The sequence below is a fragment of the Nonomuraea sp. NPDC059194 genome, assembly GCF_042754765.1.
Taxonomy (GTDB): Bacteria; Actinomycetota; Actinomycetes; order Streptosporangiales; family Streptosporangiaceae; genus Nonomuraea.
Genome location: NZ_JBHZBH010000014.1, coordinates 154,744 through 181,282, shown reverse-complemented (window position 1 = coordinate 181,282; position 26,539 = coordinate 154,744). Strand labels below are relative to the sequence as shown.

The following is a 26,539-nucleotide window of genomic DNA, read 5'->3' as shown; positions in this document are numbered from 1 at the left end:
TCATGCACTGGCTTTTAACACACTGTTGAGTTCTCAAGAAACGGACGCGTTCACCGTCAACCACCCGGCCGCACTCGCTTCGTTATGTCTTAACTGTACCAGCTTGTCCGATTTGCTGTCAAACCGGCGAACCTGGCTACAATCTCGACCACCCCGCTTCCGGGGCAACCCTCTCAACTTACCGTGCCATTGGGCCCTTGTCCAATCAACCGATTCTGCCGGGTGAAACAGGGGGGCGCCTTGGTGGCTGGCTGCGTTGAGAAGATGTGCTCCTCGGGCCCGTCCGCCGTCGTCCGGCGTCCGGCTCGCTCCCGGGGCACAGACGAGACTAGGTCGCTATCGCCATCCCGTCAAATCCGCGTCCGGCATGTCGATCTCTGCCCGTATCCTCCACAGGGTGACTGCCACGATCGCCGCGCCCGACAGCCCGCCACAAACCCTCCCCCGCACCCCTCCATGGATCGCCGTGGCGGCCGGCGTCGTGGCCTGCGCCCTCGCTCTCACCGGATCGGGCGCGGCGACGCTCAACGGTGACGAACTGGCCACCCTCAGCGCGGCCCGGCGGGACATCCCCGGCATGTGGGAGCTCGCCCAGCACATCGACGGCCACTTCCTGCCGTACTACCTGTTCATGCACTTCTGGACCATGCTCGGCGAGTCGGAGCTCTGGCTCCGCCTTCCCTCGGCCGTCGCGATCGGCGTCGCCGCCGCCTTCCTGGTCGCCCTCGGCCGTCGCCTGCACGGCCTGACCGCTGGCCTCACCGCGGCCGCGCTGTTCGCAGTGCTCCCGTCGGTCTCCTACTACGGCGCCTTCGCCAGGTCCTACGCCTTCGCCGCCGCGGCCGTCACGATCTCCTTCTGGTGCCTGCACCGCGCGAGGTGGGTGCGGTACGCCGTCTCCGTGGCCTTCATCGGCTGCACCCACCTGTTCGCCGTGCTCGTCCTGCCCGCCCACTTGGCCCTCCTGCGCAGAGGCACCCGGAGCATGGTCCTCGCCATGGCCGCCGGATTCGTGCCCGCGGCCGTGCTCGGCCTCATCGGGTACGGCGAGCGCCACGCGATCAGCTGGATTCCCCAGCGCGGCCCCGACGTGCTGCTCAAGTTCCCCAAGATGGCGGCGGGGGCCAGCGAGATCGGCCTGCTGCTGTTCGCCGTCGCCCTGGTCGGGGCCGTGCTCATGGTCAGGCAGGACACGCGGTGGGGGCTGGCGCTCACCGGCTGGCTGGTGCTTCCGCCCGTGCTGCTGCTGGCGGTTTCCCATCTGGTGACACCCGTGTATGTCGACCGCTACCTCTTCGTCACCGCTCCGGCGCTCGCGCTGCTGGCCGCGATCGCGGTGGCCGAGTTGCCGCGGTTCGCCGTCCCCGCCGCTGTGGGGCTCACGCTCGCCGCGGGCGCGCTGGCCGTACCGCAGCATCTGGAGATCCGCGAGCCCAACGGGCGCTTCGAGGACGTCCCGTCGGCGATCCGCCGGTTGGAGTTCGAGCCGGGCGACGCGATCGTGTACGGCCAGAGCTCCCTGCGTACTGGTTTCGACTACTACGCCACGGCCGAAATGCCCGACGACGTCCTGCGCGAGGGCACGGCGCCGGCCGCCGACAGCTTCGCCTATCCGGAGCGGCCCGACGTCGCCGCCGCGCTCGACGGCCGCGAGCGGGTGTGGCTGGTGTGGCGGGGCGCGAAGGACGCGGACCTGCCCGCGATCGAGAAGGTACGGCGGGCGGGATTCGACCGCGCGCAGGCCTGGCACTCGGCCGACACCCCCGGCCTGACGGTGGCGCTGTACAAGAGGCAGACAAGCCTCCCGTGAGGCCCTGCACGAGAGGAAGCCAAGCCTCCCCTGAGGCAGGGCCGAGCCTCTAGGCACGAAAAGGCGGGCCTCCCCTGAGGGAAGGCCCGCCCACGGGCAGCCGATCAGCCGGTCAGCCGACGACGACGCCGCCGATCGACTTCTTGCCGCGGCGCAGCACCAGGAACCGTCCCTGCAGCAGCTCGTCCGAGGTCGGCGCGTAGGCCTCATCCGTGATCTTCACGTTGTTGAGGTAAGCGCCGCCCTCCTTGATCGCCCGTCTGGCCGCCGACTTCGACTCCACCAGGCCGCTTTCCGCCATCAGGTCTGCCAGCGAGGCGCCGAGCTCGTGGACCTTGGCCCGCGGCACCTCGGCCAGCGCCGCCTCCAGCGTCGCGACCGGCAGTTCGTCGAGCGAGCCCTGCCCGAACAGCGCCTTCGACGCCGCGACCACGGCGTCCAGCTCGGCCTTGCCGTGCAGCAGCTCGGTGAGGTCCTCGGCCAGCGTCCGCTGGGCCTGCCTGGCGAAGGGACGTTCGGCGACGGCCTTCTCCAGTTCCTCGATCTCCTCGCGGGTCCTGAACGTGAACACCTTCAGGTAGTGGATCACGTCGCGGTCGTCGGCGTTGAGGAAGTACTGGTAGAACGCGTAGGGCGAGGTCATGGCGGGGTCGAGCCACAGCGCGCCGCCCGCCGACTTGCCGAACTTGGTGCCGTCGGCCTTGGTGATGAGCGGCAGGGTCAGTGCGTGGACGTGCGCGCCCTCGATGCGGCGGACCAGGTCGGCTCCAGCGGTGATGTTGCCCCACTGGTCGCTACCGCCGATCTGCAGCGAGCAGCCGTGCCTGCGGTACAGCTCCAGGTAGTCGTTGGCCTGCAGGATCTGGTAGCTGAACTCGGTGTAGCTCAGGCCCTCACCGGCCAGGCGCGCCGCGACGGACTCGCGGGCCAGCATGCGGTTGACGGGGAAGTGCTTGCCGATGTCGCGCAGGAAGTCGATGGCCGACAGCTCGGCGGTCCAGTCGAGGTTACTGACCATGAGCGCGGCGTTGGGCTGGGCGTCGAAGTCGAGGAAGCGCCCGACCTGCGCGCGCAGCCGTTCGACCCATCCCGCGACGACCTCGCTGGAGTTGAGCGACCGCTCGGAGTTGCGTCCGCTCGGGTCGCCGATCAGCCCCGTGGCGCCGCCGACCAGGCCGATCGGCTGATGGCCCGCCAGTTGGAGGCGGCGCAGCGTCAGCAGCGGCACGAAGTGTCCGACGTGCAGCGAGGCCGCGGTCGGGTCGAAGCCGGAATAGACCGTGATCGGCCCCTTGGCCATGGACGCCCGCAGGGCGTCAAGGTCGGTGGACTGCGCGATCAGGCCTCGCCACGCGAGGTCATCGAGGATGTCGGTCACGTTTCCGGCTTTCCGAGGTAGAGGATGACTGGCTACAGCCTGCCCGATAGCCGAGGATGTCCGCCACTTGGATAGGCTCGATGTCCATGTGGAGGGTCCGTCGCGAGCTGGCCGTTTTCAAGATCCTAGGGGCTCTGGCGTGTGCGGTGCTCGGCGTCTACTGGTATCTGAACGCTGACGTGCGCGGCGTGATCCTGGCCGTTCCCGCGACCCTGCTGGTCGGCGCGATGGCGGTCAGAGACCTGCTGGCCCCCGTACGGCTGGCCGCCGACGAGAGCGGCATCACCGTCGTGCACGGATTCGTCGGCAGGCGGCACATCCCGTGGGACCGGATCGAGGACGTGCGGGTCGACGTGCGCAGGCGGTTCGGCCTGCGCGGCGAGATGCTCGAGATCGACACGGGCGACCACCTGCACCTGTTGAGCTCCTACGACCTGGGCGGCGCCTCCTGCACGGAGGTCGCCGCGTTGTTGCGCCGCCGCGGGATGTGAGCGCGGTACGGCGAGACGGTCGGGTCGCCGTCGATCCAGAACCGCCAGGGCGTCTCGGCGGCGCTGGAGATCCCGGTCCTGGGACCTGAGGCGACCGAGGTGGCGGGCTCGCCCTGGAGCACCCGGCCGATCATGTCCTGGCCGTTGTCGGCCCGGCCGATGCCGAGCGCGGTCGCCAGCCTGGCCGGTCCGCGGGCGAGGTCACGGTCCTTGGCGCCCGGTCTGCGGGCCCGGGCCTGGGGCAGTCCCGACACGACCTCGCCCGCGCGCAGCAGCACCCCCGAGCCGAGGCCCTCGGGCAGGCAGACGAGGTTGGCGCAGAAGTGCATGCCGTAGGTGAAGTACACGTAGAGATGCCCGGGCGGGCCGAACATGACCGCGTTGCGCGGGGTCGGTCCCCGGTAGGTGTGGGAGGCGGGGTCCTGTCCCGGCGGGCCGTACGCCTCGACCTCGGTCAGCCTGACCGCGACGTCGCCGTGCACGAGGACGCGCCCGAGCAGCTCGGGCGCGACCTCGTGGGCGGGTCGGTCGAAGAAGTCCCTGCTCAGACGTTCGACGCCCATGCCGCCTGCACATCGACCGTCTCGCGCAGGGCGGCGAGCTGGTCGCGGACCCTGTCGGGCGCGGTGCCGCCGTGCGCCTTGCGCGCGGCGAGCGCGCCGGGCACGTTGAGGACGTCGCGGACGTCGGGCGTCAGGTGCTGCGACACCTTGGCCAGGTCCTCGTCGCTCACCTCGCCGAGGTCGACGTCGTTGACCTGGCAGTAGACGACCAGGTGGCCGACGGCCTCATGGGCGTCGCGGAACGGCACGCCCTTGCGCACCAGCAGCTCGGCCAGGTCGGTGGCCAGGGCGAACCCGTCGGAGGCCGTCGCCGACATGCGGGCGGTGTTGACGCGCATGGTGGAGACCAGGCCGGCCACCGCGGGCAGCACCAGGAGCAGGGTGTCGACGGTGTCGAAGACCGGCTCCTTGTCCTCCTGCAGGTCGCGGTTGTAGGTGAGCGGCAGGCCCTTGAGCGTGGTCAGCAGCGACATGAGGTTGCCGATGAGCCGACCCGACTTGCCGCGGGCGAGCTCGGCCACGTCGGGGTTCTTCTTCTGCGGCATGATCGACGAGCCGGTGGAGTAGGCGTCGTCCATCTCGATCCAGCGGAACTCCTGCGAGGCCCACAGGACGATCTCCTCGCCGAGCCGCGACAGGTGCACGCCGATCATGGCCGCGTCGAACAGGAACTCGGCGGCGAAGTCGCGGTCGGCGACGGCGTCCATCGAGTTGGGCGCGGCGGCGTCGAAGCCGAGCTCGGCGGCGACGACGACGGGGTCGAGCGGCAGCGACGAGCCCGCGAGCGCACCCGAGCCCAGCGGCGAGACGGCGGCCCGCTTGTCCCAGTCGATGAGGCGGTCGATGTCACGCGCGAACGCGTGCACGTGCGCCAGCAGCTGGTGGCCGAACGACACCGGCTGCGCGTGCTGCAGGTGGGTCATGCCGGGCGCCGCGGTGTCGGCGTGGGTGGCGGCCTGGGCCATGAGCGCCGTCTCCAGCTCCACCAGCCTGGAGACGATGGTGCGCACGTGGTCGCGCAGGTAGAGGCGCAGGTCGGTGGCGATCTGGTCGTTGCGGCTGCGCCCGGCGCGCAGCTTGCCGCCGAGGGAGCCGAGCCGTTCGAGCAGCCCGCGCTCCAGCGCGGTGTGCACGTCCTCGTCGGCGACCGTCGGCCGGAACTCGCCGTTCTTGCAGGCGCGCTCCAGGTCGTCGAGCGCCCCGATCATGCGCTCGAGCTCGTCGTCGGTCAGCAGCTCCGCCCGGTTCAGCACGCGGGCGTGCGCCCGCGAGGCCATCAGGTCGTACGGCACCAGCCGCCAGTCGAAGTGCACGCTCACCGACAGCCGGGCCAGCGCGTCGGCCGGGCCCGACTCGAAGCGCCCGCCCCACAGCCTCATCGGCTTGCCATCACTCACCGTCATGTCCTCCATCACTTCTGCGAAGCCCCCCGCGATCCTAGCCGTGCTTGGCGTCACGGGCTGCCGCGATCTTGGACGGCAGGCTCCACAGCTGGACGAATCCCTTGGCGAGCGACTGGTCGAAGGTGTCGCCGGTGTCGTAGGTGGCCAGCGAGAAGTCGTACAGAGACTGCTCGGAGCGCCGTCCGGTGACGACCGCGCGCCCGCCGTGCAGCGTCATCCTGATGTCGCCGCTGACGTACTTCTGCGCATCGGCGATCAGCGTGTCGAGGGCGTCCTTCAGCGGCGAGAACCACAGGCCGTCGTAGACGAGCTCGCTCCAGCGCTGGTCGACGCCGCGCTTGAAGCGGGCCAGGTCGCGCTCGACGGTGACGTTCTCCAGCTCCATGTGCGCGGTGATCAGCGCGATGGCGCCGGGCGCCTCGTAGACCTCGCGCGACTTGATGCCGACGAGCCGGTCCTCGACCATGTCGATCCGGCCGACGCCCTGCGCGCCGGCGCGCTTGTTCAGCTCGTCGATGACCTGGAACGGCGTGAGCCTGCGCCCGTCGAGGGCCACGGGCACGCCGTGCTCGAAGGTGATGACGACCTCGTCGGCCTCGCGCGGCTGGGCGGGGTCGGCGGTGTAGGCGTAGATGTCCTCGGTCGGGCCGTTCCAGATGTCCTCGAGGTAGCCGGTCTCGATGGCCCTGCCCCACAGGTTCTGGTCGATCGAGTAGGGGTTCTTCTTGGTGGTCTCGATCGGCAGGCCCTTGTCCTCGGCGAAGGCGATGGCCTTGTCGCGGGTCCAGGCGAAGTCACGGGCGGGGGCGACGACCTTGAGGTCGGGGGCCAGCGCGGCCAGTCCTGCCTCGAAGCGGACCTGGTCGTTGCCCTTGCCGGTGCAGCCGTGGGAGACCGTGGTGCCGCCGAACTGCTTGGCCGCGGAGACCAGGTGCTTGACGATCAACGGCCGCGACAGTGACGACAGCAGCGGGTAGCGGTCCATGTAGAGGGCGTTGGCCTGGAGCGCGGGCACGCAGAAGTCGGCCGCGAACTCCTCCTTGGCGTCGATGACGACGGACTCCACGGCGCCGCAGTCGATGGCGCGCTTCTGGATGACGTCCATGTCCTCGCCGCCCTGGCCGAGGTCGACGGCGACGGCGATGACCTCGGCGTCCATCTGCTCGGCGAGGAAGGGAATGGCGACGGAGGTGTCGAGTCCCCCGGAGAAGGCGAGTACAACTCTCTCAGACATGATCATGATCCTTTACGGTTGGCGATGTTGAGCAGGCTGTCGGCCACCGACCGGCCGCCCTGCGGGTCGCGGCTGATGACGAGGATGGTGTCGTCTCCGGCCACGGTGCCGAGGATGGACTCCCAGTCGGCGTGGTCGATGGCGGAGGCGAGGAACTGGGCGGCGCCGGGCGGCGTCCTGACGATGACCAGGTTGGCCGAGGCCTCGGCGGAGACGAGGAGCTCTTCGGCGATGCGGTTGAGCCTGGCCGCCGGCGACTCGCCCGTGCCGAGGCGGGCCAGCGGGATGCGCCCGCCGCCCTCGCCCGGCAGCGCGTAGACCAGCGAGCCGTCCTCGGCACGCAGCTTGAGCGCGCCGAGCTCGTCCAGGTCGCGGGAGAGCGTGGCCTGGGTGACCTCGACCCCGCTCTCGGCCAGCAACTTGGCCAGCTCAGGCTGGGAGCGCACGGCCTGGCGCTGCAACAGGTCGGTGATCTTCGCCTGCCGCGCCACCTTGGTCATGGGAATTGTCATCGAGCCACCAGCCACTGCAGGAGCGCCTTCTGCGCGTGGCGCCGGTTCTCCGCCTGGTCCCACACCACGCTGCTGGGCCCTTCGAGCACCTCGGCGCTGACCTCGTAGCCGCGGTAGGCGGGCAGGCAGTGCAGCACGATCGCCCCGGGCGCCGCGTGGGCCATCAGCGCGGAGTTCACCTGGTACGGCATGAGCGCCGCCACGCGCTCCTCCTTGCCGTCCTGCCCCATGGACACCCAGGTATCCGTGGCGACGACGTCCGCTCCGTGCGCGGCGACGATGGGGTCCTGGTGGGCGACGACGCTGCCGCCGGTCTGCTCGGCGATGGCCGCGGCCCTGGCCAGGATCGCGGGGTCGGGCTGGAAGCCGGAGGGGGCGGCGATGCGCACGTGCATGCCCGCGGTCGCGCCGCCGAGCAGGTAGGAGTGGGCCATGTTGTTGGCGCCGTCGCCGAAGTAGGCCAGCGTCAGCCCCGCTGTCCTGCCGAAGCTCTGCCTGACGGTCTGCAGGTCGGCGAGGATCTGGCAGGGGTGGTACTCGTCGGTCAGCGCGTTCACCACCGGTACACCCGACGCCGAGGCCATGGCCTCGATGCGTTCCTGGCCGCCGGTCCGCCACACGATGGCGGCCACCTGGCGCTCCAGCACCTTGGCGGTGTCCTCGATCGGCTCGCCGCGGCCCAGCTGGGAGGTGCCGCCGTCGATGATCATGGGCAGTCCGCCGAGCTCGCCGATGCCGACGGCGAAGGAGACGCGGGTCCTGGTGGACGGCTTGTCGAACAGGACCGCCACCGTCTTGGGGCCCTCGAAGGGGCGGTAGCCGTACGGGTCCTTCTTCATCGCGGCGGCCAGGTCGAGCACCTCGGCCTGCTCGGCGGGCGACAGGTCGTCGTCCCTAAGGAAGTGCCTAGGCATTGGCGGCCTCCGTGAGGATCGCGGGGACGGCGGCGACGAAGGACTGGATCTCCTCGGCGGTCACCACCAGCGGAGGGGCGAGCCGTACCGCGTCGGGCTGCAGGGCGTTGACCAGGAAACCCGCCTGCTGGGCTGCCTCCTGCACCTTCGCCGAGATCGGCTCGTTCAGCACGAGCGCCAGCCACAGGCCGCGCCCGCGCACGCCCTTCAGCAGCGGGTGCCGCACACTTTCCAGACCCGACCACAGCAGGTCGGCGGCCCGGTTGACGTGTTCGAGATCGACGTTGGCCAGGACGGCGAGCGCGGCGGCGCACGAGACGGGGTTGCCGCCGAACGTCGAGCCGTGATCGCCCTTCGCGAACAGCGTGCCGGCCGGGCCGAAGCCGAGGCAGGCGCCGATCGGCAGCCCGCCGCCGAGGCCCTTGGCCAGGGTGAGGATGTCGGGGACGACCCCGTCGGCCTGGTGGGCGAACCAGTGGCCGGTCCTGCCGATGGCCGACTGGATCTCGTCGGCGACCAGCAGCGCGCCGGTCGAGGTGCAGATCTCGCGGGCGGCCTTGAAGTAGCCGTCCGGCGGCGGCACGACGCCCGCCTCGCCCTGCGTGGGCTCCAGGAAGACGGCGATGCAGTCGTCGGTGACGGCCTGCGCGAGCGCGTCGGCGTCGCCGTACGGCACGAAGCGCACCTCGACGGGGAACGGGCCGAACTGGTCGCGGATGGCCTTCTTGCCGGTCAGCGACAGGGCGCCCATGGTGCGGCCGTGGAAGCCGTTCTCGGTGGCGACGAAGTAGGAGCGGCCGGTGGCCTTGCCGTACTTGAGCGACAGCTTGTAGGCGGCCTCGTTCGCCTCGGTGCCGGAGTTGGCGAAGAAGATCTTGGCGGGCTCCTTCAGCAGCTCCAGCAGCTTCTCGGCGAGCAGCACCTCGGGCTCGTGCAGGAACAGGTTGCTGGTGTGGGCGATGGTGGCGACCTGCCTGGAGACTGCCTCGACCAGCGCGGGGTGGGCGTGGCCGAGCGAGTCGACCGCGATGCCGCCGATGAAGTCGAGGTACGGCCGGCCGTCCACGTCCCACACCGTGGTGCCCTCGCCTCGGGCCAGAGCCAGCGGCGGGACGCCGTAGTTCGGCATGAAGGCGTTCTCGAACCTCTCGTACAGGTTCTTCATCAGGGCATCACCATGGTTCCGATTCCGTGGTCGGTGAAGATCTCGAGCAGCAGGGAGTGGGGCACGCGGCCGTCGAGGACGTGGGCCTGGGGCACGCCGCCGCGCACGGCGGTCAGGCAGGCCTCCATCTTGGGCACCATGCCGCTGGACAGCGTGGGCAGCATCTCGGCCAGCTCGGCCGCCTTGAGCTGGTCGATCACGTCGGTGTCGGCGGGCCAGTTGGCGTACAGGCCCTCGACGTCGGTGAGCACGATCAGCTTCTGCGCCTGGAGCGCGACGGCCAGCGCGGCGGCGGCGGTGTCGGCGTTGACGTTGTAGATCTGGCCGTCGTCGCCGCGGGCGACGCTGGAGACGACGGGGATGCGACCGTCCTCGAGCATCGCCCTGACCGCGCCGGGGTCGACCCTGACGATCTCGCCGACCTGACCGATGTCGACCGGCTCGCCGTCGACGATGGCGTGCTTGCGCTCGGCGGTGAACAGGTGGGCGTCCTCGCCCGACATGCCGACGGCGAACGGGCCGTGGTGGTTGATCAGGCCGACGACGTCGCGGTTGACCTGGCCGACCAGGACCATCCTGACGACCTGCATGGCCTCGGGGGTGGTGACCCGCAGGCCCGCGGTGAACGTCGACTCGATGCCGAGCCGGTCGAGCTGGGCGTTGATCTGCGGCCCTCCGCCGTGCACGACGACGGGCTTGAGGCCGGCGTAGCGCAGGAAGACGATGTCCTCGGCGAAGCCCTCCTTCAGCGACTGCTCCGTCATGGCGTTGCCGCCGTACTTGATGACGACGGTCGCGCCGCTGAAGCGGGCCAGCCACGGCAGCGCCTCGATCAGCGTGCTCGCCTTGGCGAGCGCTCCGTTGGCCCTCATGAGCTGTAGGCCGAGTTCTCGTGCACGTACGCGGCGGTCAGGTCCGTGGTGTGGATCGTCGCCGAGTGCGGGCCCGCCGACAGGTCGACGGTGATGGTGACGTCGCGCGGGCGCATGTCCACCTTGGCGCGGTCGTCGCCGACGGCGCCGCCCCTGCAGATCCAGATGCCGTTGATGGCGACGTTGATCCGGTCGGGCTCGAAGATGGCGTCGGTGGTGCCGACCGCCGACAGGACGCGGCCCCAGTTGGGGTCCTCGCCGTGGATGGCGCACTTGAGCAGGTTGGAGCGGGAGACCGTACGGCCGACCTTGACCGCGTCGTCCTCGCTGGCGGCGCCGACGACCTCAATCGCGATCGCCTTGGAGGCGCCCTCCGCGTCGACCAGCAGCTGCCGTGCCAGGTCGGCGCAGACCTCGGTGATCTTCTTCTCGAACTCCGCGAGGTCGGGCGTGACGCCGGAGGCGCCGCTGGCCAGCAGCAGGACGGTGTCGTTGGTGGACATGCAGCCGTCGGCGTCGAGCCGGTCGAAGGTCTTGGCGGTGGCCTTGCGCAGGACCGCGTCGAGCTGGTCGGAAGTCAGGTCGGCGTCGGTGGTGATCACGCAGAGCATGGTGGCCAGCGCGGGGGCGAGCATGCCGGCGCCCTTGGCCATGCCGCCGACCATGTAGCCGCCGTCGCCGCGCTTGAAGGAGATCTTCGAGACGGTGTCGGTGGTGCGGATGGCGTCGGCGGCGGCCAGGCCGCCGTCACGGGAGAGCTGGGTCGCGGCGCTGTCGACGCCCTCCAGCAGCGTCTGCATGGGCAGCCGCTCGCCGATCAGGCCGGTGGAGCACACCGCGATCTCGCCGGCCGAGTCGGCCAGCACCTCGGCGACCTTCTCGGCCGTGGCGTGGGTGTCCTGGAAGCCCTCGGGGCCCGTGCAGGCGTTGGCGCCGCCGGAGTTGAGGACGACCGCGCGCACCCTGCCGCCGGCCAGCACCTGCTGCGACCACAGGACGGGGGCCGCTTTGACCCGGTTGGCGGTGAAGACGCCCGCCGCGGCGCGGCTGGGCCCCTCGTTGACGACGAGGGCCAGGTCGCGGTGGCCGCTGGCCTTGATGCCTGCCGCGATACCTGCTGCCTTGAAACCGAGGGGCGCTGTAACGCTCACGCTTCCTCCTTCGTCGGACGCGTGAGCGTCAACACACAGTGTCTGATGGTTCGCTCGCTCACGGGGCGACTCCGTTCTGGGGAAGGCCGAGCTCTTCTGGAAGGCCGAGGGCGAGGTTGACGCTCTGGATCGCGCCGCCCGCCGTGCCCTTGGTGAGGTTGTCGATGGCGATGACGGCGACCACGCGGCCCGCGCGCTCGTCCAGCGCGGTCTGCAGGGCGGCGGTGTTGGCGCCGTAGGTCATCGCGGTGGCGGGCCAGACGCCCTCGGGCAGCAGCGTGACGAACGGCTCGTCCTTCAGCGCGCTCTCGTAGGCCTCGCGCAGCTCGGCCGCGGTCAGGCCGGGCGTGGCGGGAGCGGTGCAGGTGGCCAGGATGCCGCGGCTCATCGGGGCCAGCATCGGGGTGAAGGCGACGGTGACGGGGACGCCCGCCACGGCCGACAGGCTCTGCTCCATCTCGGGCGTGTGACGGTGGACGCCGCCGACGCCGTACGCGCTGACCGAGCCCATCACCTCGCTGCCGAGCAGGTGCGGCTTGAGCGCCTTGCCGGCGCCGCTGGTGCCGGTGGCGGCCACCACGACCACGTCGGGCTCGGCGATGCCCGCGGCGAAGGCGGGGAACAGCGCGAGGGTGACGGCCGTCGGGTAACAGCCGGGTACGGCGATGCGCCGCGCGGCCTTGAGCAGGTCGCGCTGTCCGGGAAGCTCGGGCAGGCCGTACGGCCAGGTGCCGGCATGAGTCCCGCCGTAGAACTCGGCCCACGCGGCGGGGTCGGCGAGCCGGTGGTCGGCTCCGCAGTCGACGACCACCGTGTCGTCGCCGAGCTGGGCGGCGATCGCGGCGGACTGGCCGTGCGGGAGGGCGAGGAAGACCACGTCGTGACCGGCGAGGACCTCGGCGGTGGTCTCCCGGATGATCCGGCCGGCCAGCTGGGGCAGGTGCGGCTGGTGCGCGCCGAGCGGGCTGCCCGCGCTCGTCGCCGCGGTCAGCGCGCCGATCTCCAGCTCAGGGTGCATGAGCAGGAGACGCGCGAGCTCACCCCCGGCGTAGCCGCTGGCTCCGGCGATCGCCACACGCTGCATACTCATTCACCCTTACTCATGTTCTTGCTTAGGAAGATTATGCATGCGAGCTGATAGTCATGCAAGCCGGACACGCCGCGGCACCGTCAGAGCAAATCGCCCATGCAGTGCATAACCACTCAGAACTAAGGATCTAGCGCGACGTACCTACCGGTCGGTACTGTGAAAATCTCCGGTCAACAGAGCACGCGGGAGTTCTTGCCGATGAGCATCACGCACGCCCAGGTCCAGGCCCAGCTCACAGCAGAGGGGCAGCTGTTCGAGACCGAGGAGCTCGGCTCCGGGATCCGCACGTGGAAGCACGCACCAGGACACTTCCGCACGATGCTCGACAACAGCCGCTTCCAGGGCGAGAAGGTATTCCTCGTCTACGAGGACGAGCGCATCACCTACGAGGAGCACTACCGGCGGGCGGCGACGCTGGCGCGCAGGCTCGTCGAGGACTACGGCGTCGCCAAGGGCGACCGGGTCGCGATCGCCATGCGCAACTACCCCGAGTGGGTCGTCTCCTTCTCCGCCGTGCTGGCGGCGGGGGCGATAGCCGTACCGCTGAATGCCTGGTGGAGCGCGCAGGAGCTCGCCTACGGGGTCTCCGACTCCGGCGCCAAGGTGCTGATCGCCGACGGCGAGCGGGCCGAACGGCTGGCGGACACGGGCGTGGCGATGATCGTCACCAGGGGCACGGGCCCAGGCCGGTCGTGGGACGACGTCATGGGCGAGGTCAGGGCGGATGTGACGCTGCCGAAGGTGGACCTGTCACCGGAGGATCCCGCGACGATCTTCTACACCTCGGGCACGACCGGCTTGCCCAAGGGCGCGCTCGGCAGCCACCGCAACCTCGGCCAGGCGCCGATGACGGTCGCCTACTCGCTGCTCAGAGCGGTCGTCATGGCGGGCAAGGACCCCGCGGGCGCCTCCGGCGAGCGGCGGGTGACGCTGCTGACAGTGCCGCTGTTCCACGTGACGGGCTGCTTCGCGGTCCTCATGGGCACCATGTTCACCGGCGGCGGGCTCGTCCTCATGTACAAGTGGGACCCCGGGCTCGCGCTCCAGCTCATCGAACGCGAGCAGATCACCGGCATGACCGGCGTGCCCACCAACGCCTGGCAGCTGCTGTCGCACCCCGATGTGGGCAAGTACGACCTGTCCTCGCTCAGCGGCATCTCCTACGGCGGCGCCCCCGCCCCGCCCAAGCTCATGGAGCGCATCAACGCCGAACTGCCCGGGCGCGCGCCCAGCAACGGGTACGGCATGACGGAGACCACCGCGCTGGCGATCAACAACTCGGGCGCCGACTACGCCCGCAAGCCGGACAGCATCGGGCTGCCCTCGGCCGTCGTCGACGTGCGCGTCTGCGACCCGGCCGGCACCTCCCTGCCCGCCGGTGAGGTCGGCGAGCTGTGCCTGCGCGGGCCCAACGTCATCCTCGGGTACTGGAACAAGCCGTCGGCCACGGCCGAGACGTTCGTCGACGGGTGGCTGCACACCGGCGACCTGGCGCGGGTGGACGACGAGGGGTTCGTGTACATCGTCGACAGGGCGAAGGACATGGTGATCCGCGGGGGCGAGAACGTGTACTGCGCCGAGGTGGAGGCGGCGCTGTTCGAGCACCCGTCGGTGGACGACGTGGCGGTGATCGGAGTGCCGCACGACGAGCTGGGCGAGGAGGTCGGGGCGGTGATCCGGCTGTCGGGGGCCGCCACGGCCGAGGAGCTGACGGTTTTCCTGAAGGAGCGGATCGCCGGGTTCAAGGTGCCGGCGCACTACTGGTTCAGGGAGGCGGAGCTGCCGCGCAACCCCGGCGGGAAGATCCTCAAGACCCGGCTGCGTCAGGAGGTGCTGGCCCTCTGAGGGCTTGCTGCCCTTCGGCATTACCTCACGCGTAATCGCGCGAGTGATGTCCCGGGTGACACGGTTGCTCCATCGGAAACGACACGATCTCCGAAGGAGCAACCGATGACCACCCTCACCGCCACCGCCAACCGGACCACCTTCCTGCGCCTGGCCCTGGCCGCGGACGCTGTGATCACCGGCGGCAACGGGCTGATCTACCTGACCGCCGCCAGCCCGGTCGGCGACCTGCTCGGCCCCGACGCCGGGCTCCTGCGCGGGATCGGCGTCTTCCTCCTCGTGTACGGCGCGGCCGTCGGTCTCCTGGCCAGCCGGCCGAACATCAACAGGGCCGCCACCCAGGTCGTGATCGGCCTGAACATCGCCTGGACCCTCGGCAGCGTCGCCGCCGTCGTCACCGGCCTCGTGGAGTTCACCACCATCGGCGCGATCTGGGCGATCGCCCAGGCCCTCGTCGTCGGCGCCTTCGCCGAACTGCAGATCATGGGCCTGCGCAAGGCCGCCCGCTGACCGCACTCTCGAAAGGACGAACCATCATGACGATCGTTGAGCGCTACCTGGCCGCGTGGAACGAGACCGACGCCGAGGCCCGTGCCAAGGCCGTCGCCGAACTCTGGACCGAGGACGCCACCTACACCGACCCGCTGGCCGACGTGGCGGGCCACGAGGGCATCGCCGCGGTGATCGCCGGAGCCCAGGAGATGTTCCCCGGCCTGGTCTTCACCCCCGGCGAGCTGCACGACGCCCACCACGACCTGGTCCGCTTCACCTGGCACCTCGGCCCCGCGGGCGGTGAGGCGCTGGTCGTCGGGTTCGACGTGGTGAGGCTGGCCGAGGACGGCAGGATCCGCCAGGTGCTCGGCTTCCTGGACAATGTGCCCGGCTGAAAGCGCTTCATCGAAGGCCCCCGGACCTCCCGGGGGCCTTCGGCATGTTCGGGGGAAAACCGTTTGCGCTGGCCAGCGGCCCAAAACAGAATGAATTCTCGTGTCCGACCGACTCAAGCGCCTGCTCGCCCACTTCACGATCGACCTGGGCCCGCTGCGCGATTCCCGCGACTACCGGCTGCTGATGGCCTCAGGCGTCATCACCATGTTCGGCACGTTCATCACGATGGTCGCGGTGCCGTACCAGATGAAGGAGCTGACCGGCTCCTACGTCGCGGTCGGTCTGGTGAGCTTGGCAGAGTTCGTCCCGATGGTGATCTGCGGGCTGTGGGGCGGCGCGATCGCCGACGCGATCGACCGGCGCAAGGTCATCCTGCTGGGCGAGGTCGGGCTGATGGTCACCTCGGCGCTGCTGACGCTCAACGCGATGCTGCCCTCGCCGCAGGTCTGGGTGCTGTACGTGGTCGGCGCGCTGTCCGCCGGCCTGGCCAGCCTGCAGCGGCCGAGCCTGGAGGCGCTGATCCCGCAGGTCGTCAGGCACGATCAGCTCGGGTCGGCGGCGGTGCTGGCCAGCCTGCGCTGGAACGTCGGAGCGATCACCGCGCCCGCTCTTGGCGGTCTGCTGGTGACCACGTTCAGCGTGGCCACCGCCTACGCGCTCGACACGGTCAGCTTCGTGCTCTCGCTGCTGCTGCTGTGGCGGATCAGGGCCGTGCCGCCGAAGGAGGACGCCGCTCCCGCATCCTTGCGGTCGCTGGTCGAGGGCGTCCGCTACGCCGTCAGCAGGCGCGACCTGGTGGGCACCTACCTGGTCGACATCGCCGCGATGGTGTTCGCCATGTCGACGGCGCTGTTCCCGTTCATCGTCGACCACTACGGCGCGCCGCAGGCGCTCGGCCTGCTGTATTCGGCCGGCGCCGTCGGCTCGCTCGTCGCCTCGCTCACGGGGGCCTGGGCGGCGCGCGTGCAACGGCAGGGTCTCGGGGTGATCCTGGCAGCCGCGCTGTGGGGGGTGGCGATCGCGCTCGCGGCGGTGATCCCCAACATTTGGGCGATCTTCTTCTGTCTCGCGATGGCGGGCGCCGCCGACATGGTCAGCGGCATCTTCCGGATGACCATGTGGAACCAGACCATTCCTGAGGAACTACGCGGTCGGCTGGCGGGCATCGAGCTGCTCTCCTACGCCAGCGGCCCGATGCTCGGCAACGCGCGGGCCGGGCTGATGGCGCAGATGGGCGGTGCCAGGTTCTCGCTGGGTGTGGGCGGGCTGCTGTGCGTGGGCTCGGTGGCGCTGCTGGCGTGGCTACTGCCGTCCTTCCGCACCTACGACGCCAGGACCAGCGAACACGCGCTGGCGGAGAAGGCCCGCAGGGAGGCCGCCCCAGCGTGAGCCGATGCCGGGTTCACGGGGCATCCCCACGGGAGGCGCCCACACCACGCCGAGCCCGAACCGCGGAGGCGTATCGCTAGGCGGGTCTGCCCTCGACCTTGCCGAACGCGCGCAACGCCTCCACGTCGGAGTGGATCGCGGTGATGTAGTCGGCCACCCACTGGGCGGCGCCGTCGAAACCGCTCTCCGCGACGATCCGCTCGGCCACCGCTGGCGCGTCGAACGGGGTGCGGCGCAGCGTGACCGCGCCGCTTTCCGCGTCGAGCAGCGCCCAGTGGGCGCCCGCCGTGCCGTACGGCATGCCGATCGAGCCCGGGTTGACCACCAGTCTGCGGTCGACGAGCCTGACGAACGGCATGTGCGTGTTGCCCACCACGACCGTGTCGGCGCCGACGCCGTCGAGCACCTCGGACCACCGCTCGATGGTGCTGTCGACCAGGATCATCTCGTCGTCGCGCCGCGGCGTGGCATGCACGAACAGCGTGGTGCCGAGCGCGCCGAGCTCCAGCTCCCCGCGAGAGCGGCAGGCCCGCCAGCAGCTTCACCTGGTCATCGCGCAGCCGCTCGCCCGCCCACTGCGAGATCGGGTACGCGCTCGGCTTGCCGTGGGCGACCTCCACCAGCTCGCGGTCGGCGTTGCCGTTCACCCACAGCGCCCGCTTCCCCAGCGAGACCAGCAGGTCGAGCGTCTCGACCGGCTGCGGACCCGCCGCCATGTCACCGGTGAGCACGAGCAGGTCGGCCGCAGCCACATCGGGCTCGGCCAGCACGGCCTCCAGTGCGGGAAGGACGCCATGGATGTCGGAGAGTACGGCGACACGCATGCCCTTCACGCTGCTGGATCGACCGCGCGCCACTCAAGGGCTTTCACCGGCGGCGGAACGATCGACCGCATGCCCCTCCCCGCTCCGCCACCGCGGACGGTCAGCCGTTTTCGCGCCAGCCCTCCCGCTCCTCCACCAGCGCGTCGACCTGGGGCAGCTGCGCCTCGTCGAGCCCTTCGACCACGACGAGCCACTGCGCGTCCTCAGCGTCGTCCTCGCCCGCGAGCGTCTCTTTGACAACGGCGGGCACGCCGAGCCTGGGAAACCATTCGGCCAGCGTCTCGGCCACCTCTTCGGCGTCGTCGCGCTCGGCGAACACCAGCAACTGCCTCATGGACGCAAAGCCTAGAGCCCGGCCCTGCTTCCCCGTTCGCCAGGCGGGTACGGCGTAGATTGCTTACCGTAGACATATGACGGCCGAAGCGGTGATCCCGGTGACGAAGCCTCCCTCGCTGCCCGACTGGGTCTTTCCCCCGCCCGAGGGGTTCGTCGCGGAGGATCTCGATCACATTCCGGATTTGCCTGCGCACACCGAGTTGATTGACGGAAGCTTGGTGTTCGTGAGCCCGCAGCGCGACTTCCACACGTCGATCATGTACGTCCTCCAGAAGGGTCTGCTCGACAGCGTCCCCACAGGACACAGGGTGCGCAGGGAGATGGGCGTCAAACTCGGCCCCCGTCAGCGACCGGAGCCTGACATGCTGGTGCTCAGGCCTGAGACGCGGATCGAGCGAGACACCACCTTCTTCGAGGCCGAGGATGTCCTGCTGGTCGTCGAAGTCGAGTCACCCGACTCAGAGGAGCGCGACCGTAAGCGCAAGCCACTGCTCTACGCGGAAGCCGGCATCAAGCATTTCTGGCGCGTAGAAAACGATGCGAATCGAACCGTTGTCTACGTCTACCAGCTCGACCCCGCCACCTCCGTCTATGCGCTCACCGGCATCCACCACGACAGGTTGAAGCTCACCGTGCCGTTCGACCTCGACATCGACCTCACCGAGATCGACCAGCTCTGAAGTCCGGGCGACACGAAAAGGGGCCCCGAAAGGCCCCCTTTCGCATGTTCTCCTACACCCCGCGCAGCTGCGCGCCGACGCGGTCGGCGGCCATCGCGACGGCGGCGTCGCGGGCGGCGGTGGTCTCCTCCACCGTCAGCGTGCGGTCGGCCGCGCGGAAGCGCAGCGTGTAGGCCAGCGACTTGTTGCCCTCGCCCACCTGCGCCCCGGTGTAGACGTCGAACAGCCGCACCGACTCCAGCAGCTCGCCCGCGCCCTCGCGCAGCGCCGCCTCCACGTCCGCGACAGGAGTCCAGTCGGGGACGATCAGCGCGACGTCCTGCGTGGCGATCGGGTAGGAGGAGACAGGAGGAGTATCGACCGGGCCGGGCATGGCCGCCTCCAGGCGGGACAGCTCCAGCTCCATGGCGCAGGTGCGCGGCGGCAGGCCGTACGCCTCGATCGCCCTGGGGTGGAGCTCACCCGCATGGCCGACGAGCACGTCGCCCACGTAGAGGGCGGCGCACCTGCCGGGGTGCCACGGCTCGTGCTGGTCGGCGACCACGGCCAGCTCCACGCGCGCCTCGCCCGCCACCAGCCTGGCGGCCTGGACTGCGTCGGCCCACGTGGCCTGGCGGCCCTGGCCCCACCAGCCGGAGCGCTCGAACTCGCCCGCCAGCACGACGGCGACCCGCTGCGGCTGCCTGGGCAGCGCCGCCTCGATCGACTGGAGCTCCTCGGGCGAGGGCCGGTGGTCGACGCCGAGCACGGGCGCCTTGGCGGCCACGCCTTGGCCCGGCCGGTAGACCAGGCCAGTCTCGAACAGCGCCACGTCGCCGAAGCCGCGGCCCACGTTGCGCACCAGCGTCTTGAGCAGGCCGGGCAGCAGCGTGGTGCGCAGCAGCGGCTCGTCCTCCGACAGCGGGTTGGCCAGCCGTACGGCATTGCGGCGGTCGTCGCCGTCAGGCAGCTGCAGGTGGTCGAGGTCGCGCTCGCCGACGAACGGGTAGGCGAGCACCTCGACATAGCCGGCGGCGGCCAGCGCCCGGCCGACCCGCCGGTGCAGGCGCTGCGCCTCGGTCAGGCCCGCGCCCGCGGGCGCCTTGGGCAGGATCGACGGCAGGTTGGCGTAGCCCTCGAGCCGGATGACCTCTTCGGCCAGGTCATTGGGGTCGGTGATGTCGGGACGCCACGACGGCGGCGTCACCGTGATCATGTCGTCGCCGGTGACCGCCAGCAGCCCGTCGGTGTCGCCGCCCGAGACCACGCCGGTGGCGTCGACGCCGCCGCGCTGCGGCGCCGGGTCGGAGCCCGGCACGACCGTGCAGCCCACCTGCTCCAGGCGGGTGACGACGGTCTCGCGGGAGTACGGCACGCCGGCCACGGCACCGGGGTGGGAGGTCGGGATCGCGATCCGCACGGGCGAGACCTCGGTCTGGGCGTGTGTGACGCCGGGAACCGCGGTGGCCCCGCCGAGCGAGGTCAGCAGCTGCACCGCCCGCCACGAGGCGACCAGCGGCAGCTCGCGGTCGACGCCCCGCTCGAACCGCTTGGACGCCTCGGACACCAGGTTGTGCCTGCGGGACATGCGGGCGATGCCGGTGGCCGAGAAGTGGGCCGCCTCGATCACGATGTCGGTCGAGTCGTCGGAGATCTCGGTGTGCAGGCCGCCCATGGTGCCGGCCATCGAGATCGCGCCCGAGCCGTCGGTGATCAGGATGTCGTCGTGGTCGAGCTTGCGGACGACGTGGTCGAGCGCCTCCAGCGTCTCGCCCTGGGCCGCCCGCCGTACGACGATCTCGCCGGTCAGCTTCGAGCGGTCGAAGGCGTGCAGCGGCTGGCCGAGCTCCAGCATCACGTAGTTGGTGACGTCGACGGCCAGCGACACCGGCCGCATGCCGGCCCTGGTGAGCCTGGTCCGCATCCACAGCGGGCTGGGCGCCGACGGGTCGAAGTCGCGCACCTCGCGCAGCACGAACCTGTCACACGTGGACGGGTCGCCGATCGAGGCCGGGTAGGACGGCTCGGTGTCGGCGGGCAGCTCGACGGCCGCCGGGTCGCGGAAGGCGACGCCGAAGGCGGTGGCCGCCTCGCGCGCCACGCCCCTGATCGACAGGGAGTAGCCGATGTCGGGGGTGATCTCCAGCTCCAGCACGTCATCGCGCAGGCCGAGCAGCTCCACCACGTCGGTGCCGATCGGGGTGTCCTTGGGCAGGACCATGATGCCGTGGTGGTCGTCGCCCAGGCCCAGCTCACGCTCGGAGCAGATCATGCCCTCGGACAGGCGGCCGTAGGTCTTGCGCGCGCCGACCTCGAAGCCGCCGGGCAGCACGCCGCCCGGCAGCACGACGGGCACTCGGTCGCCCGCCTCGAAGTTGGCGGCGCCGCAGACGATCTGGCGCGGCTCGGCCTCGCCGACCTCGACCAGGCAGTGGCGGATCGGCTTCTTGAAACCGGTCAGCTCCTCGACCGTGAGCACCTCGCCGACCACCACGTTCTTCACGTCGTGGCCGTGGGCGGCGATGCTCTCGAGCTTGAGGCCGGCGGCGGTGAGCTTGTCCGCCACCTCGTGCGCGGTGACGGCGGGGAGGTCGACGTGCTCCCGCAGCCAGGAAAGCGGGACCTTCATCAGATCTCCATTCCGAACGGGAGGGTGAAGCGGACATCGCCCTCGACCATGTCACGCATGTCTTCGGCGTTGTGGCGGAACATCAGCGTCCGCTCGATGCCCATGCCGAAGGCGAAGCCGGAGTATTTGCGCGGATCGACGCCGCAGGCGACGAGCACGCGCGGGTTGACCATGCCGCAGCCGCCCCACTCGATCCAGCCCTCCGACTTGCAGGTGCGGCACGGCGGGTTGCCGGGGACGGCCGAGGCGCCCCTGCAGACGAAGCACTTCAGGTCCATCTCGGCCGAAGGCTCGGTGAAGGGGAAGTAGTTGGGCCGGAACCTGGTCGAGATGCCCTCGCCGAACATGACCTCGGCGAACCTGTCGAGGGTGCCCTTCAGGTGGGCCATCGTCAGGCCCTCGTCGATCGCCAGGCCCTCGACCTGGTGGAAGACGGGGGTGTGGGTGGCGTCGAGCTCGTCGGTGCGGAACACCTTGCCAGGCGAGACGACGTAGACCGGCACACCCCGCTGCAGCAGCGCCCTGATCTGCACCGGCGAGGTCTGGGTGCGCATCACCTTGCCCGAGTCGGTGGACTCCACGAAGAACGTGTCGTGGTCGGAGCGGGCGGGGTGGTCGGTCGCGATGTTGAGGGCGTCGAAGTTGAACCACTCGCCTTCGAGCTCGGGACCCTCGGCCACCTCGTAGCCCATCGCGACGAAGGTGTCGGCGATGCGCTCCTGCATGGTGGTCAGCGGGTGGCGGGCGCCCAGGGGCGCCCGGTCCCACGGCAGCGTGACGTCGACGGTCTCCTCGACGAGGACGCGGGCGTCGCGCTCGGCCTCCAGCTCGGCCTGGCGCGCCGCGAGCGCCTCGTTGATCGCCTTGCGGGCGCCGCCGATGCGCTTGCCGGCCTCGGCGCGGGCAGCGGGCGGCAGGGCGCCGATCTCGCGGTTGGCCAGCGCGATCGGCGAGCGGTCTCCGGCGTGCGCGAGGCGCACCTGCTTGAGTGCGTCGAGGTCGCCCGCGTCCTTGATCGCGGCGACGGCCTCGGCCTCCATGCGCGCCAGCTCGTCGGCGTGCAGCGGGGTGACCTCGACGGGGTCGTAGTCAGACAAGAGAGAGCTCCGTATCCAGGGCTTGAGCGGACCCGAGTCTAGTCGGATCGGCAGGAAGGGTCGTGCGGGGCGAGGCGTGCCTGTGGAAAACCGGTAGGACATGCGCCGCACCTGTGGAAAAGCCCGTCGGGTCCTTGCTCGCCGTACGTCAGGCGAAGTCGGGGGCCCCGGCGGGCATGGTAAATCGGAACTCGGCCCCGCCCTCGGGCGCGCGCTGCACGGTGATCGTGCCGCCGTGGGCCTCGACCAGGCCCTTCACGATGAACAGGCCCAGGCCCGTGCCACCGCGCCTGCGGCTGTTGCCCCGCCAGAACTGCCTGAACACGCGCGGAGCCAGCTCGGGCGCGATGCCCTCACCCTGGTCACGCACGGACACGGCGACTCCCCAGCCAACGGATTCGATGTCGATCGAGACGGTGCCCCTGCCGTGGCGCACCGCGTTCTCCACCAGGTTACCGAGAATCTGGTCGATCTTGTCGCCGTCGAGCCACATCTCCGGCAGCTCGCCCGCCACCGAGAGCCTGAAGCGGTCCTCGGGCTCGCCCGCCGCGATCCGGCCTGCGATGATCTTGCGGGTGCGGGCGGGCACGTCGACGACCGCCCGGTGGATCTCCAGGCGCCCCGACTCGATCCGCGAGACGTCGAGCAGCTCGGTGATCAGCCTGGTGACCCTGTCGGCGTCGTTGTTGACCGTCTCCAGCATCACGAGCTTCTGCTCTTCGGTGAAACGCGACCACTTGGCCAGCAGCGTCGCGGTGAACCCCTTGACGCTGGTCAGCGGCGAGCGCAGCTCGTGGGCGACCGTGGAGACCAGGTCGGCTCGGCTGCGCTCCAGCCTGGCCCTGGCGCCGCCGTCCCGCAGCGTGATCGTGACGCGCGTGACCTCGCCGCCGCGCTCGGGCTCGCGCACCAGCCTGGCCGCCACGTGCAGCTCCTGGCCTCCGGGCAGGTGCAGCGGCCGCTCGGGCACCCTGGTCCTGGTGCGCAGCCCGCCTTCGGGATCGAGGCACTTCCACCACTCGCGGCCGTCGTGGTCGCGGAACGGGAACACCTCGCTGATGTCACCGCCGAGCGCGCGCTCAGGGCTGACGCCGGTGAGCCGGGCCGCGGCCCTGTTGACGGCGAGGACCACGCCGAAGCGGTCGGTCACGATGAGACCGTCGGGAAGGTCGTCGATCGGCACCGTGCACGCCGGATCGGCCGCCCGCCAACCGGTATCTTCGCCCCGCACGAACCCCGCCTCCTCGACCTACATGGCCGACAATAGCGGGTTTCCCACACCCGAGGGCACCCGCGACCCCCTGCGCCGCGCGCCTTTCCGCACCCACGCCCAGCGATCATGGCGCGGCTCACCACCGCCACTCTCACCGCCAACAGCGAGGGTCTCCGCCGCTGCTCCTGTGCCCATCCTGTACGGCTGCCGCCGGGCCGAGCCCACCCGATGCGCGGATGCCCGCCCGTCCAGGGAGACGGCAGGCGAGCTCACCGGCGCGCCGCCGTTACGCGGCACGGTCACGCGCGTCGGGGGTCAACCCCATGAGTCGGCCCTCGGACCAGGTCAGCCGTTTCGCTGGGCTCTGGCCGAGGCGTACAGGCACACCGCGGCCGCTGTCGCCAGGTTGAGGCTCTCGGCCTGGCCGTAGATCGGCACCCGCACCACGTCGTCGGTGAGCGCCAGGATCTCCTCCGGCAGCCCCCACGCCTCGTTGCCGAACACCCAGGCCGTCGGGCCCGACAGGTCGACGTCGTCCAGTGTGTGCTTGCCCGCCCCGTCGGCCGCCAGCACCCGCAGCCCGTTGTCCTTCAACCGCCGCACGGCCTGCGCGACCGGCGAGCCGATCACCACGGGCAGGTGGAACAGGCTGCCCGCGCTCGCCCTGACGCACTTGCCGTTGTAGGGGTCGACCGAGGCGTCGGTGAAGACCACGGAGTCGGCGCCCGCCGCGTCGGCCGTACGCATGACGGTTCCCGCGTTCCCCGGATCGCGCACGTGCGCGAGCATCGCCACCAGCCGACTGCTCTCGGTGACGGCCTCCTCCAGCGGGGTGTGCACGAACCTGCAGATCGCCACCAGGCCCTGCGGCGTGACCGTCTGGGCCAGCTCGGCCATCACCTCACCGCTGGCCCGCTGGACCGGGATGCCCTTGAGCGTGGCCTCGCTGATGAGATCGCCGTGGCGGAGTTCGGCCTCGACGGTGGTGAACAGGTCGACGACGACGTCGTCCAGCTTGAGCGCCTCGCGCACCGCCTGGGGCCCTTCGGCGAGGAACTTGCGGTCCTGCTCCCTGAAGGCGCGCTTGGTCAGCCGGCGCGCGGCCTTCACCCGCGGCGACTTCACGTTGGTCAGCTCGGATCCCGCCATGCTCCAGTCCCCCACTCGTCGAACGCTCATGCCCCGCACGAGCCATTGTCCAGCCCTCGCAGCCCGTTCCCGACCGCATGAGGCGCGCTGAGGGAACTTCTGCCGACGATCATCCGGCAGTCAGCCCCTCGCAGGGGGTGACACGGTCTCTCCAGGCAAGCGTCACCTCACCGACCGGTGACATGAGCCTTCCGGAAGAACCCCCATGCACCCGGCGAGCCGGTGGCGCCGGACTCCCCCGCTCGCCGCAGTCTCCCCGCCAACCAGACAACCGCTAGCCGATCAGACGAGAGCCGTGGCCGGGCAAACAAAACGGGCCCACCGACGGGGCGGTGGGCCCGTGAAAAGACCGTGTGGAACGATCAGCCAGCAGCCGGAGCGTTCACGTTCGCCGGCAGGGCCTTCTTGGCCGCCTCTACCAGCGTCGCGAAGGTCTGGCTGTCGTTGACCGCCAGGTCGGCGAGGATCTTGCGGTCGACCTCGATGTTGGCCAGACGCAGACCCTGGATCAGACGGTTGTAGGTGATGCCGTTCTGACGGGCCGCCGCGTTGATCCGCTGGATCCACAGGCGACGGAAGGCGCCCTTGCGGTCCTTGCGGTCACGGTAGGCGTAGGTCATCGAGTGGAGCATCTGCTCCTTGGCCTTGCGGTACAGCCTCGACCGCTGGCCACGGTAACCACTCGCCCGCTCGAGGACGACCCTGCGCTTCTTCTTGGCGTTGAGCGCCCGCTTCACGCGTGCCATGTTCTATCTCCCCGGGGACTTGCGCTACTTAGCGAGCAGCTTCTTGATCTTCTTGGAGTCGGCGTCGGAAACGACGACATCACTCTTGAGACGGCGCGTCAGCGTGGACGACTTCCACTCGTTGTAGTGCGCGCGGCTGGCGCGGCGGCGCTTCAGCTTGCCGGTACCGGTAAGCCGGAACCGCTTCTTCGCACCGCTGTGCGTCTTCATCTTCGGCATCTCGCCGTCTCTCCTCAATTCGTCCGTGCCGACATCCCGGGCCGGCGCGGACCGGCCCGGTTGCGGCTTGTTCCTCTGGCGCTGGCTGGGTTGCCTGTAAGGCTAACCCGAACTGCGGGTCACTCTTCCGGTGCGGAAGGCTCCTCGTCGCCACGCTGTGCCTTGGCCGCTGCCTTTTCGGCCTTGGCCTCGGCCTTCTTCTTGTGCGGACCGATCACCATGATCATGTTACGGCCGTCCTGCTTCGGCTGGGACTCGACGAAGCCGAGCTCCGTGACGTCCTCCGCCAGCCGCTGCAGGAGCCGGAAACCCAGCTCGGGACGCGACTGCTCACGCCCGCGGAACATGATCGTGACTTTGACCTTGTCTCCCGCCTTGAGGAACCGCACCACGTGACCCTTCTTGGTCTCGTAGTCGTGCGGGTCGATCTTCGGCCGGAGCTTGATCTCCTTGATGATCGTGTGCGCCTGATTCTTGCGCGCCTCGCGCGCCTTCATCGCGGACTCGTACTTGAACTTGCCGTAGTCCATGAGCTTGCACACGGGCGGACGAGCCGTGGCCGCGACCTCGACCAGATCGAGGTCGGCCTCCTGGGCGAGCTTCAGCGCGTCGTGAATCGAGACGATGCCGACCTGCTCACCGTTGGGGCCGACGAGGCGAACCTCGGGCACACGGATGCGCTCGTTGATGCGGGGCTCAGTGCTGATGGGGCCTCCTAGGTATGCGATCCCTACGCGCTCGATCATGCCGGGCATCCGCGCGTCCGTAAACGCGAAAACGCCCCGCACGTCGCGCATGCGGGGCCACTGAGCTTGGCGGCTCAAATGGCCGTAAGCTCCCCGGAGTAAGTCCGGCGTGATCCTTTACCTGGACGCCTCCTGGCGACTCAGGTGGGAGGGAGACCTCCGCTTGCGCGTCCAGCAGGCATGCCGGACCGATCAGGGAGCTACGTTACCACAACC

26 protein-coding genes and 1 pseudogene are annotated in these 26,539 nt (G+C 70.2%); 7 read left to right on the top strand and 20 right to left on the bottom strand.

The genetic code is table 11. The features are described 5' to 3' along the window. Positions 1–397 precede the first annotated feature (397 nt). Entirely contained in the window at positions 398–1,810 is a 1,413-nt protein-coding gene (locus tag ACFXJ8_RS19530) for a hypothetical protein (protein WP_379645306.1), read from the top strand. A 112-nt stretch (positions 1,811–1,922) separates the two neighbouring features. Here the strand turns inward: ACFXJ8_RS19530 and tyrS are convergent, their stop codons facing one another. Beyond that, entirely contained in the window at positions 1,923–3,188 is a 1,266-nt protein-coding gene (gene tyrS, locus ACFXJ8_RS19525; RefSeq protein WP_379645305.1) for a tyrosine--tRNA ligase, read from the bottom strand. An 86-nt stretch (positions 3,189–3,274) separates the two neighbouring features. Between tyrS and ACFXJ8_RS19520 the strand changes: the two genes are divergently transcribed. Next, positions 3,275–3,679, top strand: coding sequence for a PH domain-containing protein (locus ACFXJ8_RS19520; RefSeq protein ID WP_379645304.1), 405 nt, complete (start codon positions 3,275–3,277; stop codon positions 3,677–3,679). Here ACFXJ8_RS19520 and ACFXJ8_RS19515 read toward each other — a convergent pair. The 9 genes from ACFXJ8_RS19515 to argC are packed head-to-tail and all read right to left on the bottom strand — an operon-like array spanning position 3,616 to position 12,577. After that, entirely contained in the window at positions 3,616–4,242 is a 627-nt protein-coding gene (locus tag ACFXJ8_RS19515; protein WP_379645303.1) for a DNA-3-methyladenine glycosylase, read from the bottom strand. The two genes, ACFXJ8_RS19520 and ACFXJ8_RS19515, sit on opposite strands and share 64 nt — an antisense overlap. Beyond that, on the bottom strand, positions 4,224–5,645 hold the full coding sequence (gene argH / locus ACFXJ8_RS19510) for an argininosuccinate lyase (RefSeq protein WP_379645302.1): 1,422 nt from the start codon (positions 5,643–5,645) through the stop codon (positions 4,224–4,226). Before argH ends, ACFXJ8_RS19515 begins: the two co-directional genes overlap by 19 nt. A gap of 34 nt (positions 5,646–5,679) precedes the next feature. Further along, the gene (locus tag ACFXJ8_RS19505; protein ID WP_379645301.1) at positions 5,680–6,879 is read right to left on the bottom strand and encodes an argininosuccinate synthase; all 1,200 of its coding nucleotides are present in this window, start codon (positions 6,877–6,879) and stop codon (positions 5,680–5,682) included. Between the two features lie 2 nt (positions 6,880–6,881). Then, positions 6,882–7,391: an arginine repressor gene (locus ACFXJ8_RS19500; RefSeq protein ID WP_379645300.1), complete on the bottom strand. Its 510-nt coding sequence runs from the start codon at positions 7,389–7,391 to the stop codon at positions 6,882–6,884. Beyond that, a complete protein-coding gene (gene argF, locus ACFXJ8_RS19495; RefSeq protein WP_379645299.1) occupies positions 7,388–8,305 on the bottom strand; it encodes an ornithine carbamoyltransferase in 918 nt (305 codons plus the stop codon). Before argF ends, ACFXJ8_RS19500 begins: the two co-directional genes overlap by 4 nt. Then, positions 8,298–9,470: an acetylornithine transaminase gene (locus ACFXJ8_RS19490; RefSeq protein ID WP_379645298.1), complete on the bottom strand. Its 1,173-nt coding sequence runs from the start codon at positions 9,468–9,470 to the stop codon at positions 8,298–8,300. The genes argF and ACFXJ8_RS19490 overlap by 8 nt, the downstream gene beginning before the upstream one ends. Next, entirely contained in the window at positions 9,470–10,342 is an 873-nt protein-coding gene (argB, locus tag ACFXJ8_RS19485) for an acetylglutamate kinase (protein ID WP_379645297.1), read from the bottom strand. The genes ACFXJ8_RS19490 and argB overlap by 1 nt, the downstream gene beginning before the upstream one ends. Continuing rightward, positions 10,339–11,493, bottom strand: coding sequence for a bifunctional glutamate N-acetyltransferase/amino-acid acetyltransferase ArgJ (argJ, locus tag ACFXJ8_RS19480; protein ID WP_379645296.1), 1,155 nt, complete (start codon positions 11,491–11,493; stop codon positions 10,339–10,341). Before argJ ends, argB begins: the two co-directional genes overlap by 4 nt. 58 nt (positions 11,494–11,551) lie before the next feature. Continuing rightward, complete coding sequence (gene argC, locus ACFXJ8_RS19475; RefSeq protein WP_379645295.1) at positions 11,552–12,577, bottom strand: N-acetyl-gamma-glutamyl-phosphate reductase; 1,026 nt, start codon at positions 12,575–12,577, stop codon at positions 11,552–11,554. Between the two features lie 204 nt (positions 12,578–12,781). Here argC and ACFXJ8_RS19470 point away from each other — a divergent pair, with 204 nt between their 5' ends. The 4 genes from ACFXJ8_RS19470 (at position 12,782) to ACFXJ8_RS19455 (ending at position 16,705) form a co-directional block, all read left to right on the top strand. Beyond that, entirely contained in the window at positions 12,782–14,428 is a 1,647-nt protein-coding gene (locus ACFXJ8_RS19470; RefSeq protein ID WP_379645294.1) for a class I adenylate-forming enzyme family protein, read from the top strand. Between the two features lie 105 nt (positions 14,429–14,533). Further along, positions 14,534–14,938 (top strand): hypothetical protein, encoded by a 405-nt coding sequence (locus ACFXJ8_RS19465; protein WP_379645293.1) that lies wholly within the window; start codon positions 14,534–14,536, stop codon positions 14,936–14,938. Between the two features lie 26 nt (positions 14,939–14,964). Continuing rightward, on the top strand, positions 14,965–15,315 hold the full coding sequence (locus tag ACFXJ8_RS19460) for a nuclear transport factor 2 family protein (protein WP_379645292.1): 351 nt from the start codon (positions 14,965–14,967) through the stop codon (positions 15,313–15,315). A 100-nt stretch (positions 15,316–15,415) separates the two neighbouring features. After that, positions 15,416–16,705, top strand: coding sequence for an MFS transporter (locus ACFXJ8_RS19455; RefSeq protein WP_379645291.1), 1,290 nt, complete (start codon positions 15,416–15,418; stop codon positions 16,703–16,705). Between the two features lie 76 nt (positions 16,706–16,781). Here the strand turns inward: ACFXJ8_RS19455 and ACFXJ8_RS19450 are convergent, their stop codons facing one another. The 3 genes and pseudogenes from ACFXJ8_RS19450 to ACFXJ8_RS19440 form a co-directional block, all read right to left on the bottom strand. Next, a complete protein-coding gene (locus tag ACFXJ8_RS19450; protein ID WP_379645290.1) occupies positions 16,782–17,180 on the bottom strand; it encodes a metallophosphoesterase family protein in 399 nt (132 codons plus the stop codon). A 181-nt stretch (positions 17,181–17,361) separates the two neighbouring features. Beyond that, positions 17,362–17,529 (bottom strand): annotated as a pseudogene (locus ACFXJ8_RS19445) (metallophosphoesterase family protein); the annotation flags it as partial. 100 nt (positions 17,530–17,629) lie between these two features. Then, entirely contained in the window at positions 17,630–17,863 is a 234-nt protein-coding gene (locus ACFXJ8_RS19440; protein ID WP_379645289.1) for a hypothetical protein, read from the bottom strand. Between the two features lie 76 nt (positions 17,864–17,939). Between ACFXJ8_RS19440 and ACFXJ8_RS19435 the strand changes: the two genes are divergently transcribed. Further along, the gene (locus ACFXJ8_RS19435) at positions 17,940–18,545 is read left to right on the top strand and encodes a Uma2 family endonuclease (RefSeq protein ID WP_379645288.1); all 606 of its coding nucleotides are present in this window, start codon (positions 17,940–17,942) and stop codon (positions 18,543–18,545) included. 52 nt (positions 18,546–18,597) lie between these two features. Here the strand turns inward: ACFXJ8_RS19435 and ACFXJ8_RS19430 are convergent, their stop codons facing one another. The 7 genes from ACFXJ8_RS19430 to infC form a co-directional block, all read right to left on the bottom strand. Continuing rightward, on the bottom strand, positions 18,598–21,153 hold the full coding sequence (locus tag ACFXJ8_RS19430; RefSeq protein ID WP_379645287.1) for a phenylalanine--tRNA ligase subunit beta: 2,556 nt from the start codon (positions 21,151–21,153) through the stop codon (positions 18,598–18,600). Further along, positions 21,153–22,193, bottom strand: a complete 1,041-nt coding sequence (gene pheS, locus ACFXJ8_RS19425; RefSeq protein ID WP_379645313.1) for a phenylalanine--tRNA ligase subunit alpha — start codon at positions 22,191–22,193, stop codon at positions 21,153–21,155. Before pheS ends, ACFXJ8_RS19430 begins: the two co-directional genes overlap by 1 nt. A 205-nt stretch (positions 22,194–22,398) precedes the next feature. After that, positions 22,399–23,481, bottom strand: coding sequence for an ATP-binding protein (locus ACFXJ8_RS19420; protein ID WP_379645286.1), 1,083 nt, complete (start codon positions 23,479–23,481; stop codon positions 22,399–22,401). 327 nt (positions 23,482–23,808) lie between these two features. Further along, entirely contained in the window at positions 23,809–24,612 is an 804-nt protein-coding gene (locus ACFXJ8_RS19415; RefSeq protein ID WP_379645312.1) for a TrmH family RNA methyltransferase, read from the bottom strand. A gap of 362 nt (positions 24,613–24,974) precedes the next feature. Beyond that, positions 24,975–25,358, bottom strand: a complete 384-nt coding sequence (gene rplT, locus ACFXJ8_RS19410) for a 50S ribosomal protein L20 (RefSeq protein WP_354912075.1) — start codon at positions 25,356–25,358, stop codon at positions 24,975–24,977. A gap of 24 nt (positions 25,359–25,382) precedes the next feature. Continuing rightward, complete coding sequence (gene rpmI / locus ACFXJ8_RS19405) at positions 25,383–25,577, bottom strand: 50S ribosomal protein L35 (RefSeq protein WP_379645285.1); 195 nt, start codon at positions 25,575–25,577, stop codon at positions 25,383–25,385. A 119-nt stretch (positions 25,578–25,696) separates the two neighbouring features. Then, on the bottom strand, positions 25,697–26,323 hold the full coding sequence (gene infC, locus ACFXJ8_RS19400) for a translation initiation factor IF-3 (protein WP_379645311.1): 627 nt from the start codon (positions 26,321–26,323) through the stop codon (positions 25,697–25,699). Positions 26,324–26,539: the final 216 nt, after the last annotated feature.